The 16,840-nt window shown below is 65.7% G+C and carries 12 protein-coding genes and 1 tRNA gene; 10 read left to right on the top strand and 3 right to left on the bottom strand.

The genetic code is table 11. The features are described 5' to 3' along the window. The first annotated feature begins 3 nt into the window (after positions 1-3). The 3 genes from IFT54_RS00255 (at position 4) to IFT54_RS00245 (ending at position 2,776) form a co-directional block, all read left to right on the top strand. Positions 4-897, top strand: coding sequence for a flagellin N-terminal helical domain-containing protein (locus IFT54_RS00255; RefSeq protein ID WP_192069258.1), 894 nt, complete (start codon positions 4-6; stop codon positions 895-897). Between the two features lie 111 nt (positions 898-1,008). After that, complete coding sequence (gene motA / locus IFT54_RS00250) at positions 1,009-1,872, top strand: flagellar motor stator protein MotA (protein WP_031394196.1); 864 nt, start codon at positions 1,009-1,011, stop codon at positions 1,870-1,872. Between the two features lies 1 nt (position 1,873). Further along, complete coding sequence (locus IFT54_RS00245; RefSeq protein ID WP_031441540.1) at positions 1,874-2,776, top strand: flagellar motor protein MotB; 903 nt, start codon at positions 1,874-1,876, stop codon at positions 2,774-2,776. A gap of 137 nt (positions 2,777-2,913) precedes the next feature. Here the strand turns inward: IFT54_RS00245 and IFT54_RS00240 are convergent, their stop codons facing one another. Together IFT54_RS00240 and IFT54_RS00235 are read right to left on the bottom strand one after the other, a co-directional pair. Further along, complete coding sequence (locus tag IFT54_RS00240; RefSeq protein ID WP_192069257.1) at positions 2,914-3,405, bottom strand: MucR family transcriptional regulator; 492 nt, start codon at positions 3,403-3,405, stop codon at positions 2,914-2,916. Positions 3,406-3,989: 584 nt separating this feature from the next. After that, a tRNA-Leu gene (locus IFT54_RS00235) sits at positions 3,990-4,076 on the bottom strand. Positions 4,077-4,178: 102 nt separating this feature from the next. On the opposite strand from IFT54_RS00235, the gene IFT54_RS00230 reads away from it, so the two are divergent. The 7 genes from IFT54_RS00230 (at position 4,179) to IFT54_RS00200 (ending at position 14,074) form a co-directional block, all read left to right on the top strand. After that, positions 4,179-5,156 carry a complex I NDUFA9 subunit family protein gene (locus IFT54_RS00230; protein ID WP_192069256.1) on the top strand — a complete coding sequence of 326 codons (978 nt, stop codon included), beginning with the start codon at positions 4,179-4,181 and terminating at the stop codon, positions 5,154-5,156. Positions 5,157-5,228: 72 nt separating this feature from the next. Continuing rightward, a complete protein-coding gene (locus tag IFT54_RS00225; RefSeq protein WP_192069255.1) occupies positions 5,229-6,038 on the top strand; it encodes an undecaprenyl-diphosphate phosphatase in 810 nt (269 codons plus the stop codon). A 152-nt stretch (positions 6,039-6,190) separates the two neighbouring features. Continuing rightward, positions 6,191-7,633 (top strand): NAD(P)-dependent oxidoreductase, encoded by a 1,443-nt coding sequence (locus tag IFT54_RS00220; RefSeq protein ID WP_192069254.1) that lies wholly within the window; start codon positions 6,191-6,193, stop codon positions 7,631-7,633. Beyond that, the gene (locus IFT54_RS00215; protein WP_192069253.1) at positions 7,630-8,211 is read left to right on the top strand and encodes a DUF2059 domain-containing protein; all 582 of its coding nucleotides are present in this window, start codon (positions 7,630-7,632) and stop codon (positions 8,209-8,211) included. Before IFT54_RS00220 ends, IFT54_RS00215 begins: the two co-directional genes overlap by 4 nt. Positions 8,212-8,213: 2 nt before the next feature. Further along, positions 8,214-12,728 (top strand): glutamate synthase large subunit, encoded by a 4,515-nt coding sequence (gltB, locus tag IFT54_RS00210; protein WP_166746678.1) that lies wholly within the window; start codon positions 8,214-8,216, stop codon positions 12,726-12,728. 324 nt (positions 12,729-13,052) lie between these two features. Continuing rightward, a complete protein-coding gene (locus IFT54_RS00205; protein ID WP_031396481.1) occupies positions 13,053-13,727 on the top strand; it encodes a glutathione S-transferase family protein in 675 nt (224 codons plus the stop codon). A gap of 2 nt (positions 13,728-13,729) precedes the next feature. Continuing rightward, complete coding sequence (locus IFT54_RS00200; protein ID WP_192069252.1) at positions 13,730-14,074, top strand: tRNA-binding protein; 345 nt, start codon at positions 13,730-13,732, stop codon at positions 14,072-14,074. A 34-nt stretch (positions 14,075-14,108) separates the two neighbouring features. Here IFT54_RS00200 and pepN read toward each other — a convergent pair whose 3' ends face one another. Beyond that, positions 14,109-16,721 (bottom strand): aminopeptidase N, encoded by a 2,613-nt coding sequence (gene pepN, locus IFT54_RS00195; protein WP_192069251.1) that lies wholly within the window; start codon positions 16,719-16,721, stop codon positions 14,109-14,111. Positions 16,722-16,840: the final 119 nt, after the last annotated feature.

Here is a 16,840-nt window from a genome sequence, read left to right as displayed (position 1 = left end):
CTTATGCAGATCGCGACCAGCCTGTTCTACGACCGCTCGGCCAAGGCGATGAATGCGCTGTCGAAGCAGGCGGACGCATTGCAGACGCAGATCTCGACCACCAAGAAATTCACCGCGCCCTCGTCCGACAGCGCCGCCTATCAGCGGCTGGCGGGGCTCGCGCGCGATGCCGTCGACGACAAGGCCTATGCCGCGAACCTGACGACCGCCGCATCGGTGCTGAAACAGTCGGACACCACGCTCAGCGCGATCACCGCGCAGTTGCAGCGCGTGTCCGAACTCACGGTGCAGGCGCGCAACGGCACGCTGAGCGGCGATGCGCGCAAGGCGATCGGTGTCGAAATCGCGGGCATCGTCGATACGATCGCGAGTCTCGCGAACGTGAAGGACCTGCGCGGCCAGCCGATCTTCGGCGGCGCGGACGGCGGTCCCGCGGCGGTGAAGCAGGCCGATGGCAGCTATGCGCTAGCCGCGACCAGCGTCTCGCCGATCCCGGTCGGCGATGGCGCGAGCGTCCAGGCGAACGAATCGGCGTCGCGCGTGCTGCGCGCCGACGGCAAGGACACGCTGGCGGTATTGAGCGCGATCGCGACCGCGCTCCAGGCCGAAAGCTATGATCCCGCCGCGCTCGATACCGCACTCGACGATCTGTCGGCGGCGTCGGAACAGGTGTCGTCGATCCAGGCGTCGCTCGGTGCGCGCGCGTCGCGAGTCGATCTGGAAACCGCCCGGCTGAAGGACGTCGCGGTCGACCGCGAGGATACCCGTCAGTCGATCGAGGGCACCGACATCACGACGGCGATCACCGAATTGCAGAAGACGATGACGATCCTGTCGGCGACTCAGGCGAGCTTCTCGAAGCTCAGCGCGCTGTCGCTGTTCGATTATCTTCGCTGAGCGCATTTATAGGACGGATCGAGCGGGTCCGGTAACCGGATGGCTACGAAATCCGGTTAATCCTCCGGTGACAGGGCCGGCATTCCGGGCTTTGGGGGAATTTCCAACACCATGTTTCCGATTATCGGCATCGTCGTCCTGCTCGTCATGGTGTTCGGCGGCTTTGCGTTCACCGGCGGGGCGCTCGGCCCCGTGCTTGAGGCGATCCCGCACGAGATGCTCATCATCGGCGGCGCGGCCGCCGGCGCGCTGATCATCGGCAATTCGGGCAAGGAGCTGAAAGGGCTCGGCGGCGGGCTGATGAAGGTGTTCAAGGGCCCGAAATACAAGAAGCAGGATTATCTCGACGTCATCTTCCTCGTCAGCAAGCTGATGAAGATGTTGCGCGTCGACGGGCCGATCGCGCTCGAGCCGCATGTCGAGGATCCCAATTCCTCCGCGGTGTTCGCCGAATACCCCAAGCTGCTGAAGGATCACGCGCTGATCAACCTGATCGCCGACACACTGCGCCTCGTCGTGGTGTCGAGCGGTACGCTTGACGTGCACGCGGTCGAGGAGGTGATGGACCAGTCGATCAAGACGCATCATCACGAGGAGGAAAGCGCGCACGGCACGTTGACCAGCCTCGCCGACGCGCTGCCCGCGCTCGGCATCGTCGCGGCGGTGCTCGGCGTGGTGAAGACGATGGGATCGATCGACAAGCCGCCGTCGGTCCTCGGCTCGATGATCGGGTCGGCGCTGGTCGGCACGTTCATGGGCGTGCTGCTGGCCTATGGCATGGTCGCGCCGCTCGCGAACCGGCTGAAGCAGGTGCTCGATGCCGATGCCTCGATCTACGGCGTGGTGAAGCAGATCATCATCGCCTCGCTCCACGGCCATCCGCAGCCGCTGGTGATCGAGGCGGCGCGCTCAGGGATAGCACACCGCAATCAGCCGGGCTTCGCCGAAGTCTTTGACGGGCTGCGCGGGAAGTAGGATGGCACGCGCGCCGCACGGGGCGAACCAGCCGCCCAAGATCATCGTCAAGAAGGTCTATATCGAGGGCCATGGCGGCCATCATGGCGGTGCCTGGAAGGTCGCCTATGCCGATTTCGTGACCGCGATGATGGCGTTCTTCCTGCTGCTCTGGATCCTCGGCGCGACGACCGAGAAGCAGCGCAAGGGCATTGCCGACTATTTCGCGCCGACGCTGATCGACACGCATACGCTGGGGATCGGCGGCGGCGCGCTGCTGGGTGGCGAATCGATCCTGTCGAAGAACAAGATCGGTCCGCAAGCGGGGCAGACCAGCCTGCCGCAGATCGCCATTCCGAATGCGGGCGCGGGCGGCGCGGACACCGGCACCGGGCCCAAGGGCAACAAGAAGGGGCTCGACGCGCTGAATGCGGAGGATCGCCGCAATTTCGACGCGATGCGCCGCAAGGTGCTCCGCCAGATCGAACAGTCGAAGAACCTGTCGCGTCTCGCGAGCCACATCCGCTTCGTGCCGACCCAGGACGGGATGCGCATCGACCTGATCGACGATGCCGATTATTCGATGTTCGCGCTGGGCACGACGGCGCTCGACGCCAGGGCAGGGGATCTGATCGGGATGATCGCGGGATCGATCGCCGGGTCGGCGAACCCGATCATGATCCGCGGGCATACCGACAGCGTGCCCTATGGCGATCCGCGCGCGATGAACAACTGGATGCTCTCGTCGGGCCGCGCTGAGGCGACACGACGGCGGCTGCTCGCCGGCGGCACGCCCGAGGCGCGCTTCGAACGGATCGAGGGTGTCGCGGACCGCGAGCCGCTGATCGTCAAGAACCCGAGCGATCCGCGCAACCGGCGCGTCGCGATCACCCTGCTCTACCGTCGGGGTCGTTTCGGCAGCTAGCCCGGCGCGACGACCCGGCCGGTGTCCGCCGGGGTGGTGAGGGGCGGCAACGGCGCGTGCGACCTGCCTAATGCGAATAGGGGCCGGTGGCGCACCACCGGCCCCTGCAGGCGCTCGTATCGGTCGACCCGCGTCGCTTATTCGGCGACAGCCTCGACCTTGCGCTTGCGCTGCGGCGCGGCAGCCGGGGCTTCGGTCTTGCGGGCGCCGGGCTTGCGACCGAGACCGATCTTCTTGGCCATGGCGCGACGGCTTTCCGAATAGGTCTCGGCGACCATTGGATAGTCCGGCTTCAGCCCGTAGCGTTCGCGATATTCGATCGGCGTCATGCCGTGCGTCGCCAGGTGACGACGCAGTGTCTTGTAGGGCTTGCCGTCGATCATCGAGATGATGTGATCTTTCGATGACAGCGATTTCCGGACCGAGACTGCCGGGGTGTATTCGGCGACGGGCTCGACCACGGGCTCCTCCGTCGACGTGCCCAGCAATGCAGACACGGTGTCGTGCATCTTGCCGAGGAACGACGGAACCTCTTCGGCGGACGTGCGCGTATTGGGGTTTGTCAGCCACGCGATCGTCAGTTCGGTCGCCAATTCAACAGCGTTCAGCTCAATAATGTCTTCGGACATGATATGCTCCAGTCTTTGATCGACGCCTACGCCTATAGAGCCCTATAATCAACATCCGATTTGAACCTATTATGCAATTTGCTATGCATTTTCTTCCAAAAGCCGTACGGCACGGTCTCAAGACGCAATTTCTCCCGCATGGATGCAGTCCCGAGGAAGATCGGGAAGTGGTCCGGGCAGACACTTACTATAGGGGATAATGTCCGATATCTTCATTAACTATGATGCAGATCAGGCCTGATTGATCCGTGGAATGAATATGGGACCGATACCATGGACCTGAATGCTACTGCAGAGGAAGGACGGTTGACCCTAACCCGTCACTGTCTTTGACAGTCTTTCCGAAGTCTGGGGCGGCGTGCGCCTGAGGTCAGTCGGCTCAAGCCGGACGCGTGTGCCGCAGTGCATCGAACCCGGGCAGCAGGCCTAGCGCTGGAGCGCTGATCTGACGGGGGCGGACCGGGCTTCGGTTGCCAAGGTGGTCGGTAATTCGTGAGCTAAGATCTGATTGCTTGGGGCATTGCCGATCGGCCGCCCGACGGATCGCCTAAGGCGCTACCGTCGTCTCACCCACCTGGCGAGAATGGTGCCCGGAAGAGGACTCGAACCTCCACGACCTTGCGATCGCCAGCACCTGAAGCTGGTGCGTCTACCAATTCCGCCATCCGGGCACGGGGTAGGAGGGCGCCTCTAGTGGAGGGTTGCGATGCTTGTCAACAACCCTCTTGCTGGGGCAAAGGGCGGGCAGGCATAAAGAATTGGACGGACGGGCGATGAACGACAGACTGGTGACGCTGATCGGGGGCGGAGGTTTCGTCGGCCGCTATGTCGCGCAGGCGCTGCTGGCGTCGGGTGCGCGGGTCCGGATCGCACAGCGCGATCCGCGACAGGCGTTTTTTCTCAAGCCGCTCGGCGGGCTCGGGCAGACGCAATTTGTCGGCGCCGACGTGACCAAGCCCGCGACGATCGCGCAGGCGGTGCAGGGCGCGGACATCGTCGTGAACCTGGTCGGGGTGCTGGCGGGCGATTTCCACGGCGTCCAGGCGCTCGGCGCGCGGACCGTGGCGGAGGCTGCCGCCAAGGCGGGGGTCGGCGCGCTGGTCCATGTCTCGGCGATCGGTGCGGACGCCGCATCGGACTCGGCCTATGGCAAGTCGAAGGGCGAGGGCGAGGCGGCGGTCCGCGCGGCCTTCCCAAACGCGACGATCCTGCGGCCGTCGATCATCTTCGGGCAGGAGGATCAGTTCGTGAACCGCTTCGCCGGGATGATCGCCAAGGCGCCGGTCGTGCCCGTGCTGCGCGCAGGAGCAAAGTTCCAGCCCGTGTTCGTCGGCAATGTCGCGGACGCGATCGTCGCCGCGGCTGCGGCTCCCGAGACGTTCGGCGGCAAGACGCTGGAGATCGGCGGGCCCGACGTCATCACCATGGGCAACCTGATCCGCTGGATCGCCGCCGCAATCGGCCGCGAACCGTCGATCGTCGAATTGCCCGATTTTGCCGGGGCACTGATCGCCAAGGCCGGGTTCCTGCCAGGCGCGCCGATCACCCAGGATCAGTGGCGGATGCTGCAGAGCGACAATATTGTCACCGGGGTCGACGGGCTGAAGGCGATGGGGATCGAGGCGACACCGATGTCGACGGTCGCGCCGGGCTGGCTCGTCCGTTTCCGCAAGGCCGGGCGGTTCGGCCGCCGTGCCGCAACTCGGGCCGACGCCCAGGCGGACACGCATTCGGCGACCCACGTGGTCTGATCCCGATGCGGGTCCAGCCGCCATCGACACTGATCGACCAGTCCTGATTCACCGCGCTGCGGGAGCTTTTGCGTGTCCGAACTTCTTACCGTCATCCTTCTTGGCATCGTCGAGGGGATCACCGAATTCCTGCCGGTCTCGTCGACAGGCCATCTCATCCTCGCGACGCGGCTGCTCGGCTATGATGCGGGGCGCTGGGAGGTGTTCAACGTCGTCATCCAGCTCGGCGCGATCCTTGCGATCGTGGTCCTGTACTGGCGGACCTTCTGGGCGGTGAGCATGGGCCTCATTCGCCGCGAACCGAAATCCTGGCTGTTCCTCCGCAATCTGGTGGTCGCCTTCATCCCTGCCGCGGTGATCGGCCTGGCGCTGCACCATTATATCGAGGCGCTGCTCGGCAATGCCGAGGTAGTCGCGATCGCGCTGGTCGTTGGCGGCTTCGCCATTCTGGCGGTCGAGCGGTTCGCACCGCGCAGCGACATCAGCGGTGTCGCGGACATCCCGCTGCGCACCGTCGTCGGGATCGGCCTGCTCCAGTGCCTCGCGATGATCCCTGGCGTCAGCCGCTCGGGCGCAACGATTCTCGGGGCGCTGGCACTCGGCGTCGAGCGGCGCACCGCCGCCGAGTTCAGCTTCTTCCTCGCCATCCCCACGATGCTGGGGGCGAGCGGGCTCGAACTGATGAAGAACCATGCGGCGCTGACCAGTGGCGAGGGTGTCGGCCTGTTGTCGATCGCGATCGGCGCGCTCGTTTCGTTCGTCGTCGCGTTGCTGGTGGTCAAATGGTTCGTCGGGATCGTCACAAAGCACGGGTTTGTGCCGTTTGCCTGGTATCGCATCGCTGCGGGCTCCGCCGCACTGGTATGGCTCCTATCGAAATAGGTCCGAGTCGGGATATATTCCGTGAGATTTGCGAATACATCCCCCGGCCTGCGAGATTTGGCGTAAATTATATGTCAGTTTAGCTTACCCAATGGGCGTTTTTGCCGTGACAAACCTCCGACGACGCAATAACGCGATTGTCGGAGGCATACATGGCGAACGATTCGATGCTCAAATTCGTCGGGCGGGAGCAATCCTATCCCGACAAGCGTAATGCGACGGAACGCGCGGACGATTTCCGCGAGATCGCTGCGCGCTATGCGGTCGAACCCGCCGAGGAGCAGGCGGGGCGCTGTTCGCAATGCGGCGTGCCCTATTGCTCGGTCCATTGCCCGCTTCACAACCATATCCCCGACTGGCTGCGCCTGACCGCCGAGGGCCGGCTTCGCGAGGCGTATGAGCTGAGCAACGCGACCTCGACCATGCCCGAGATCTGCGGTCGCATCTGTCCGCAGGACCGGCTGTGCGAGGGCAATTGCGTCATCGAGTTCACGGGCCACGGCGCGGTCACGATCGGCTCGGTCGAGAAGTTCATCACCGACACCGCCTGGGAGAATGGCTGGGTCGAGCCGCTGATCCCCGGCAAGTCGCGCGGCCAGTCGGTCGGCGTGATCGGGGCAGGGCCTGCCGGGCTGAGCGCCGCCGAATATCTGCGCGGTCACGGCTATGACGTGCACGTCTATGATCGTTACGACCGCGCGGGCGGTCTGCTCACTTATGGCATTCCCGGGTTCAAGCTCGAAAAGCCGATCGTCATGCGTCGGGTCGAGCGACTGAAGACCGCGGGGATCGTGTTTCATGAAGGCTTTGCGGTCGGTGACGATGCGAGCCTCGACGAGCTGCGCCAGCGCCATGACGCGATCCTGATCGCGACCGGCGTGTACAAGGCGCGCGCGATGGACCTGCCCGGTGGCGGTTCCAATGGCGTGGTCGCCGCGCTCGACTTCCTCGTCGCGTCGAACCGCAAGGGTTTCGGTGATGCGGTCCCCGCTTTTGACGACGGCAGCCTGAATGCCGAGGGCAAGGACGTCGTCGTGATCGGCGGCGGCGATACCGCGATGGACTGTGTCCGCACCGCGATCCGCCAGGGCGCCAAGTCGGTGAAGTGCCTCTATCGCCGCGACCGCGCGAACATGCCGGGGTCGCAGCGCGAAGTCGCCAATGCCGAGGAGGAGGGCGTCGAGTTCGTCTGGCTGTCGGGCCCGCAGAGCTTCGACGGCGGCGAGAGCGTGTCGAGCGTCAAAGTGCGCAAGATGCGTCTGGGCGCGGCCGATGCGAGCGGTCGCCGCACGCCCGAACCCGATCCTGCCGGTGACTATTCGGTCGATGCCGACCTCGTCATCAAGGCGCTGGGCTTCGATGCCGAGGACCTGCCGACCTTGTTCGCGACGCCCGAACTGGGGGTAAGCCGCTGGGGTACCGTGCTGGTCGACGGCAAGACGCTGATGACCAGCCTCGACGGCGTGTTCGCGGCGGGCGACATCGTCCGCGGCGCGAGCCTGGTCGTGTGGGCGATCCGCGACGGCCGCGACGTGGCCGCGACGATGCACAAGTATCTCAAGGCGAAGGCGGCCAGCGCGAAGGTCGCGGCATGAGGCTCGGGTTTCTCGGGGCGGTGTTGCTGGCGGGTGCGGTAGTCCCGTCGGCGGCGCATGCGCAGGCAGCGCCTGTTGCCGCCGCGGCCCCTGATCCGGCCCGACTTGCAGCAGCGCGCGAATTGATCGACGTCTTGATGCCTCCCGAATCGCGCGCGCGGATGATCGAGGGCATGATCGCGCCGATGTTGGGCAATCTCCAGCAGGGCATGGCGCAGAGCCCGATGTTCAGCAGCGCAATGGCTAAAAATCCGCAGATGCAGGCGCAGTTTGCCGCCTTCATGAACCAGCAGCAGACTCGCACGCTGACGTTGATGGGCGACGGCATGCCGGGCATGTTCGATGCGATGGCGCGTGCCTATGCACGCCGCTTCGACGTTGCCCAGTGTCGCGACATCAAGGCGTTCTTCGCGACGCCGAGCGGACGCCTGTACATGCAGCAGTCGCTGACGATCATGGCCGATCCTGACGTCGCCGCGTGGCAGCGGTCGATGATGGAATCCTCGATGCGCCACATGCAGGCCGATGTCGCCGAATTCGCCAAGCACGTTGCCACGCCCGAGCAAAAGAAGAAGTGACGATGACCGATTCCAGCACCGATCAGCGCCAATATCTCGCCGAGCACGGCATGTACCGTCCCGAATTCGAGGGTGATGCCTGCGGTGTGGGTCTCGTCGCCGCGACCGACGGCCGCGCGTCGCGGCGCGTCGTGCAGTCCGCGGTCGATGCGCTAAAGGCGGTGTGGCACCGCGGCGCGGTCGATGCGGACGGCAAGACCGGTGATGGCGCAGGTCTTCACATCGACCTTCCGCTCAAGTTCTTCGACGATGCGGTCGCCGCTTCGGGGCACAAGGTGCGGCCGAACCGGCTCGCGGTCGGCATGATCTTCCTGCCGCGCACCGATCTGGGGGCGCAGGAGGATTGCCGGACGATCGTCGAGAGCGCGATCATCGAGGCGGGCTATACCATCTATGGCTGGCGCCAGGTGCCCGTCGACGTGTCTGTGATCGGCCAGAAGGCGCAGGCGACGCGCCCCGAGATCGAGCAGATCATGATCGCCGGGCCGCTGCCCGACGAGCAGGACGCCGCCGAATTCGAAAAGACGCTGTACCTGGTCCGCAGGCGTATCGAGAAGCGCGTGATCGCGGCGCAGATCCAGGGCTTCTACATCTGTTCGCTGTCGTGCCGCTCGATCATCTACAAGGGGCTGTTCCTCGCCGAATCGCTTTCGGTCTTCTATCCCGACCTGTGCGACCAGCGGTTCGAGAGCCGCGTCGCGATCTTCCATCAGCGCTATTCGACCAACACCTTCCCGCAATGGTGGCTGGCGCAACCGTTCCGGTGCCTTGCGCATAACGGTGAGATCAACACGATCCGCGGCAACAAGAACTGGATGCTGTCCCACGAGATCCGGATGGCGAGCCTCGCCTTCGGGGACAATTCGGAGGACATCAAGCCGGTGATCCCGGCAGGCGCGTCCGACACCGCCGCGCTCGATGCGGTGTTCGAGGCGATCTGCCGCTCGGGCCGCGATGCGCCGACCGCAAAGCTGATGCTGGTGCCCGAGGCTGCGAGCCCCGATATGCCGCCTGAGCACCGCGCGATGTACCAGTATCTGGCGTCGGTGATGGAGCCGTGGGACGGCCCGGCCGCGCTGGCGATGACCGATGGCCGCTGGGCCGTTGCGGGCATGGACCGCAACGCGCTCAGGCCGCTGCGCTATACGCTGACCGTGGACGGGCTGCTGATCGTCGGATCGGAAAGCGGGATGGTCGTCGTTCCCGAATCGACGATCATCGCCAAGGGGCGGCTGGGGCCGGGCGAGATGATCGCGGTCGACCTCGACGAAGGGCGGCTGCTGCAGGACCGCGCGGTCAAGGATCGCATCTCCGGCGAGGCGGACTATGCCGCGATGATCGGCGAGTTCCACACGCTGGCAGACCTGCCGTCGGTCGAGGACGCCGTGGTCCGCTATGATCGCGCCGAGCTGGCACGACGCCAGGTCGCGGCCGGGCAGACGATCGAGGACATGGAGCTGATCCTGTCGCCGATGGTCGAATCGGCCAAGGAAGCGATCGGATCGATGGGCGACGACACGCCGCTCGCGGTCATTTCGGACAAGCCGCGGCTGATCAGCCAGTTCTTCCGCCAGAATTTCAGCCAGGTGACAAACCCGCCAATCGACCCGCTGCGCGAGCGGCACGTGATGTCGCTCAAGACGCGGTTTGGCAATCTCGCCAACATCCTCGACGTGCGCGATCAGCGCGAGCGCGTGCTGGTGCTCGATTCACCGGTCCTCACTGGTGAGCATTGGGCGCGGCTGAAGGCGCATTTCGGCGGCGCGGTTGCCGAGATCGATTGCACCTTCGATGCCGGCGGCGGCCCGGAGAAGCTGCGCGCGGCGATCCAGCGGATCCGCAACGAGGCCGAGCAGGCGGTCCGCCAGGGCAAGAGCGAGCTGTTCCTGACCGACGAGGCGATCGGCGAGGACCGCGTTGGCATCGCCGGCGTGCTCGCAGTGGCGGCGGTGCACACGCATCTCGTCCGTCGCGGCCTGCGCTCCTATGCGTCGATCAACGTGCGCACGGCGGAATGCCTCGACACGCATTATTATGCGGTGCTGATCGGCGTCGGCGCGACGACCGTGAACGCGTATCTGGCCGAAGCCGCGATCGTCGATCGCCAGAGCCGCGGGCTGTTCGGTGATCTCGATCTCGCCGAATGCCTGCGTCGTCACCGCGTCGCGGTCGAGGAGGGGCTGCTCAAGATCATGTCGAAGATGGGCATCGCGGTCATCTCGTCCTACCGCGGCGGCTATAATTTCGAGGCGGTCGGCCTGTCGCGCAGCCTGGTCAACGACCTGTTCCCCGGCATGCCCGCGAAGATCAGCGGCGAGGGCTATGCCTCGCTTCACGTCAACGCGACCGATCGCCACGAGGCGGCGTTCGATCCGGCGGTCGCGACGCTGCCGATCGGCGGCTTCTATCGCCAGCGCCACACCGGCGAAACGCATGCCTATTCGGCGCAGCTGATGCATCTGCTCCAGACCGCGGTCGCGACCGACAGCTATACGAGCTATCTGCAATTCTCGCGCGGGGTGTCGGACCTGCCGCCGGTGTATCTGCGCGACCTGCTCCAGTTCAACTTCCCCGCCGAGGGCGTGCCCGTCGACCAGGTCGAGGCGATCACCGAGATCCGCAAGCGGTTCGTGACGCCGGGCATGTCGCTCGGCGCGCTCTCCCCCGAGGCGCACGAGACGCTGGCGATCGCGATGAACCGGATCGGCGCGAAGGCGGTGTCGGGCGAGGGCGGCGAGGACAAGTCGCGCTTCGTGCCGTACGCGAACGGCGACAATGCGAACTCGACGATCAAGCAGATCGCGAGCGGCCGGTTCGGCGTGACCGCGGAATATCTGAACGCGTGCGAGGAGATCGAGGTCAAGGTCGCGCAGGGTGCCAAGCCCGGCGAGGGCGGCCAGCTGCCCGGCTTCAAGGTGACCGAGTTCATCGCCAAGTTGCGTCATGCGACGCCCGGCGTGACGCTGATCTCGCCGCCGCCGCACCACGACATCTACTCGATCGAGGATCTGGCGCAGCTCATCTACGACCTGAAGCAGATCAATCCGCGCGCGCGCGTCTGTGTGAAGCTCGTCAGCTCGGCGGGCATCGGCACCGTTGCGGCGGGCGTCGCGAAGGCGCATGCCGACGTGATCCTGATCGCGGGGCATGTCGGCGGCACCGGCGCGTCGCCGCAGACGTCGATCAAATATGCGGGCACGCCGTGGGAAATGGGGCTGTCCGAGGTCAACCAGGTGCTGACGCTCAACGGCCTGCGCGGCCGCGTGCGGTTGCGCACCGATGGCGGGCTCAAGACCGGACGCGACATTGTGATCGCCGCGATCCTCGGCGCGGAAGAGTTCGGGATCGGCACGCTGTCGCTGGTGGCGATGGGCTGCATCATGGTCCGCCAGTGCCATTCGAACACCTGCCCGGTCGGTATCTGCACGCAGAACGACGCGCTCAGGCAGAAGTTCGTCGGCACGCCCGAGAAGGTCATCAACCTGATGACGTTCATCGCCGAGGAAGTCCGCGACATCCTCGCGCGGCTGGGCGTGAAAAGCCTCGACGACGTGATCGGCCGTACCGAGCTGTTGCGGCAGGTCAGCCGCGGTGCCGAGCATCTCGACGATCTCGATCTCAACCCGATCCTCGCCAAGGTCGACGCGTCGGATGCCGAGCGGCGTTTCTCGCTCTCGACCTTCCGCAACGAAGTGCCCGACAGCCTCGACGCGCAGATCATCAAGGATGCCGCCGCGGTGTTCTCTCGCGGCGAGAAGATGCAGCTGACCTATTCGGTGCGCAACACGCACCGCGCGGTGGGGACGCGTCTGTCGAGCGAGATCACCCGCAAGTTCGGCATGTCGACGCTCGCGGACGATCACGTCACGATCCGGTTGCGGGGCTCGGCGGGCCAGTCGCTCGGCGCGTTCCTCTGCAAGGGGATCACGCTCGAGGTGTTCGGCGATTCGAACGACTATGTCGGCAAGGGACTGTCGGGGGGCACGATCATCGTCCGGCCCGCGGTGAGCTCGCCGCTCGCCAGCCAGGACAACACGATCATCGGCAACACGGTGCTCTATGGCGCGACCAGCGGCCGGTTGTTCGCGGCGGGGCAGGCGGGCGAGCGGTTCGCAGTCCGCAACTCGGGCGCGACCGTGGTCGTCGAGGGCTGTGGCGCGAACGGCTGCGAGTATATGACCAACGGAATTGCGGTCGTGCTCGGCGCGGTGGGGGCGAACTTCGGCGCTGGGATGACCGGCGGGATGGCGTTCGTCTATGATCCCGAGGGCCTGTTCGCAAAGCGCGCCAACCCTGAGAACATCACCTGGGACCGGGTGAAGTCGCTCCACTGGGCGGATGTCCTGCTAGACCTGGTGCGCGACCATGCGGATACGACCGACAGCAAATGGTCGAAGGGGCTGCTGGAGGACTGGGACCGGGTGGCACCGCATTTCTGGCAGATCGTGCCGAAGGAAATGCTGACGCGCCTGCCGCATCCGCTGGACGACAGCGCGGAGCTGGTCGCGGCGGAATAGCTCTGCCGCTTATTCCACCCCGGCGAAGGCCGGGGCCCAGTTGGAAAGGTCGCAGTAACGGAGCCCGGTGCTTCGTTACCTACGGCCCCCAATTGGGCCCGGCCTTCGCCGGGGAGGGGGAAGAAGGGGGTTCACGCGGAGACGCGGAGACGCGGAGCTTGAATCCCCTCGTCGCTTCTTGATCGCGAACGGTGATGAAGGAGCTTTGCTCATAGCGAGCGCGACACCTCCGCGCCTCCGCGTCTCCACGCGAACCCAATCTTCTTACGCACCGGCAAACCCGCGCTAGTGACACACCCGCCCGATGCCGCCTAAACGGACGCTATGTGGCAGCTTTATCAATTCCCCTTATGTCCCTTCTCGCGAAAGGTGCGCTTGCTGCTGGGCGAGAAGGGCATCGGCTACGAGCTCGTCCGCGAATCGCCCTGGGAGCGGCGTGACGAGTTCATGGACATGAACCCCGCGGGGCAGACGCCGGTGATGGTCGATGCGTCGCGTGGCGTGGCGCCGCTGATCGATTCGATGGCGATCTGCGAATTCTTCGAGGAAACCGTCGAGAAGTCGGCGATGATCAACGGCACCGCGACCAACCGCGCGGAGATCCGCCGGCTGGTGACGTGGTTCGACACGCATTTCTACCGCGACGTGACCGGCCCGCTGCTCCACGAGCGGATGGTCAAGCGCCTCGCGCACCGCGCCGCGCCCGACGCCAAGGGCCTGCGCGAGGCGATGAAGGCGGCGGTGGGACATCTGGATTACACCGACTACCTGCTCGATCACCGCAACTGGCTGGGCGGCGCGACGATGAGCCTGGTCGATCTGGCCGCCGCGGCGCAGATCTCGGTCACGGATTATCTCGGCGGGATCGACTGGAAGGGGCACGACCAGACGGCACGCTGGTATCGCGGGTTCAAGAGCCGGCCGAGCTTTCGTCCCTTGCTCAGCGAGCGCATGGAATTGATCGCACCGCCCGCACATTACGACAATGTGGACTTCTGACGATGGCCGAGCCCGTGATCGCGTTCGACGACTTTGCCAGGGTCGATATCCGGGTCGGGACGATCATCGCGGTCGAGCCCTTTCCCGAGGCCCGCAAGCCTGCATTCAAGCTGACGATCGATTTCGGTGACACGATCGGGACCAAGCGATCCTCGGCCCAGATCACCGACCATTATTCGCCGGAGACGCTCGTCGGCCGCCAGGTCGCCGCGGTGGTCAACTTTCCGCCGCGGCAGATCGGGCCGATGATGTCCGAGGTGCTGACGCTGGGCTTTCCCGATTCAGACGGCAAGGTCGTGCTGATCGCACCGTCCGAGCCCGTTCCGAACGGCGGCCGCCTCTTCTGACGCGGCGCCGTCCGGGCCGAATACGGCCCGGCGCCTAGCCCTCGAGGCTTTTCGAGCTCTGCTCGACCATGTCGCGCGACAATCCGGGCGTGTGCAGGATCCGCTCGAGTTCCGCACGCATCAGCCCGGCGCGTTTGGCGTCGAACCGGCGCCAGCGACCGAGCGGCGGCAGGAGCTTTGCCGCCGTCTGCGGATTGAGCCGGTCGAGCGCAATCAGATGATCCGCTAGGAAGCGATAGCCGCTGCCGTCGATCGCATGGAAGGCGCGCTGGTTCGCCGCGAACGCGCCGATGAGCGCGCGCGCCCGGTTCGGATTGGTCAGCGTGAAGTCGGGATGGCGGGCGAGCGCCGCGACGACCGCGCCGGTATCGTCGCGTGACGACTGGGCCTGGGTCTGGAACCACTTGTCGAGCACCAGCGGATTGCTGCTGTAGCGCGCGTAGAAGCGGTCGAGCGCCGCGTCGCGCTGTGCCGCCGTCGAACTGACGAGCGCGGTCAGCGCGCCCTGGCGGTCGGTCATGTTGTCCGCCCCCTCGAACTGCGCGAGTGCCAGTTCGGCAGCGTCGGGGGCGTCGCTCGCCATGATATAGCCGAGCGCGACCGAGCGCAGCCGGCGCAGGCCCTTGGCCTCCGGCGTATAGGCAAAGGGTGCCGAACCGGCGCGCGCATGCGCCTGGCGCCACTGGCGTTCGAGCTGCGTGCCGAGATCGCGACGCAGGCCGTCGCGCGCGCGGAAGATGGCGTCGGGATCGACGATCCGCATCTGGTCGCCGATAAAGCTCTCGGACGGCAGCATCACCGCTTCGGCGATGAAGGCGGGGTCGAGCTCGGGATCCTCCAGCGTCCGGGCGACCGCGGCGATGACGCCGTCATGCTCCGCCCGACCCGTGCTCGCGCTGGCCACGAGCGTCTCGAGCATCAGCTGCTGCATCGCCTCGTACCGTGCGAAGGGATCGTCGTCATGCGCGCTGAGAAAGGCGAGGTCCGCCGCGCTGCGATCGCTTTCGACCACGACCGGCGCGGAAAAGCCGCGATTGATCGACAGGACCGGGCGTTCGTCGATCCCCTCGAACCGGATCGTCTCGCCCGGCCCGTCGAGCAGGACGAGCCGTTCGTCGATCAGGGCGGTGCCCGTGTCGGCGCCGAACAGCTTGATCGCGAGCGGCAGGACCATCGGCGCCTTGTCCGGCTGGCCCGGCGTGGCGGGTACATGCTGCGCCAGTGTCAGCGTCGCGCGCTTGGCCACAGGATCATGCGACAGGCTTGCCGAGAGGCGTGGAGTGCCCGCCTGCGAATACCAGAGGCGGAACTGCGTCAGATCGATCCCGCTCGCCTCCTCCATGCTGGCGACGAAATCCTCGCAGGTCGCGGCGGTGCCGTCGAAGCGGTCGAAATACAGATCGGTCCCCGCCCGGAAGTTCTTCGGTCCGAGGATCGCCGCCATCATGCGGATCAGCTCGGCGCCCTTGTTGTAGATGGTCGCCGTGTAGAAGTTTGAGATTTCCTGGTAGGATTCGGGGCGGACGGGATGCGCGAGCGGCCCTGAATCCTCGGGAAACTGCGACGCGCGCAGGCCGCGGACGTCCTCGATCCGCTTGACCGCACGGCTGCCCTGGTCGGCGGAGAAGCCCTGATCGCGATAGACCGTGAAGCCCTCCTTCAGCGACAGCTGGAACCAGTCGCGGCAGGTGATCCGGTTGCCCGACCAGTTGTGGAAATATTCGTGCGCGACGACCGCGGCGATCGCGTCATAGTCATAATCGGTCGCAGTATCGGGGTCGGCCAGGATGTAGCGCGAGTTGAAGATGTTGAGCCCCTTGTTCTCCATCGCGCCGAAATTGAAGTCGTCGACCGCGACGATGTTGAACACGTCGAGATCATATTCGCGGCCATAGGTCGTCTCGTCCCAGGCCATGGAGAGCGCCAGCGCCTCAAGCGCATGATCGGTCTTGGCGAGGTCGGCCTTGCGCACCCATATGCCGAGCGACACCTCGCGCCCCGACATCGTCGTGAAACGGCCCGAATTGACCGCGAGATCCCCGGCGACGATCGCGAAGAGATACGAGGGCTTGGGGAAGGGGTCGTTCCATTCCGCCCAGTGGCGGCCATCGGCGAGATCGCCCTGTGCGACGGGGTCGCCGTTCGCCAGCAGCACGGGGAAGCGCGCCTTGTCCGCGGTCATCCGCACCGAATAGCGGCTGAGCACGTCGGGGCGGTCGGGGAAATAGGTGATGCGGCGAAACCCCTCCGCCTCGCACTGCGTGCACAGATTGCCGCCCGAGGCATAGAGCCCCATCAGCTGGGTGTTGCGGTCGGGGGCGATCTCGACCTCGGTTTCGACGACATGCGCGTCGCCCGACAGGGGGATCACCAGCTGCTCGCCCTCGAAATGCCAGTCGTTGACCGCGACGCCGTCGACCATGATCGACAGCGGTCGCTGGCCTGCCCCATCGAGCTTCAGCGGATCGCGGTGGTCACCGTTGCGGGTGACGGACAGCGTCGCGATGACGCGCGTCGCGGACGGATCGAGCGTGAACTCCAGCCGTGTCGTCGGCACCAGCCAGGCCGGCGCCGTATAATCGACCCGGCGAATGGCGACCGGGGCAGCGATGTCGGGCTGGGCGAGGCTGTGTTGGATGTCGAGCATAGACGTCGAATATAGGGGCCGTCGCGGGCTCCGCCAGCCAAAGCTTGCCGGGCTGTGCTTGCGTGTCGCGGCCGGCGTGCTACCCGGCTGCAACACGTTCGTCTTGCGAGGATTTCGGC

This window comes from Sphingomonas sp. CFBP 13714 (assembly GCF_014842205.1).
Lineage (GTDB): Bacteria > Pseudomonadota > Alphaproteobacteria > Sphingomonadales > Sphingomonadaceae > Sphingomonas > Sphingomonas aerolata.
This window is presented reverse-complemented; position numbering and strand designations above follow the sequence as displayed.

Excerpts from the sequence above, each read along its gene's own strand:
- IFT54_RS00255 (WP_192069258.1), top strand. The coding sequence starts at position 4 with ATGCAGATCGCGACCAGCCTGTTCTACGACCGCTCGGCCAAGGCGATG.
- motA (WP_031394196.1), top strand. The coding sequence starts at position 1,009 with ATGTTTCCGATTATCGGCATCGTCGTCCTGCTCGTCATGGTGTTCGGC.
- IFT54_RS00245 (WP_031441540.1), top strand. The coding sequence starts at position 1,874 with ATGGCACGCGCGCCGCACGGGGCGAACCAGCCGCCCAAGATCATCGTC.
- IFT54_RS00240 (WP_192069257.1), bottom strand. The coding sequence starts at position 3,405 with ATGTCCGAAGACATTATTGAGCTGAACGCTGTTGAATTGGCGACCGAA.
- IFT54_RS00230 (WP_192069256.1), top strand. The coding sequence starts at position 4,179 with ATGAACGACAGACTGGTGACGCTGATCGGGGGCGGAGGTTTCGTCGGC.
- IFT54_RS00220 (WP_192069254.1), top strand. The coding sequence starts at position 6,191 with ATGGCGAACGATTCGATGCTCAAATTCGTCGGGCGGGAGCAATCCTAT.
- IFT54_RS00215 (WP_192069253.1), top strand. The coding sequence starts at position 7,630 with ATGAGGCTCGGGTTTCTCGGGGCGGTGTTGCTGGCGGGTGCGGTAGTC.
- gltB (WP_166746678.1), top strand. The coding sequence starts at position 8,214 with ATGACCGATTCCAGCACCGATCAGCGCCAATATCTCGCCGAGCACGGC.
- IFT54_RS00205 (WP_031396481.1), top strand. The coding sequence starts at position 13,053 with ATGTGGCAGCTTTATCAATTCCCCTTATGTCCCTTCTCGCGAAAGGTG.
- IFT54_RS00200 (WP_192069252.1), top strand. The coding sequence starts at position 13,730 with ATGGCCGAGCCCGTGATCGCGTTCGACGACTTTGCCAGGGTCGATATC.
- pepN (WP_192069251.1), bottom strand. The coding sequence starts at position 16,721 with ATGCTCGACATCCAACACAGCCTCGCCCAGCCCGACATCGCTGCCCCG.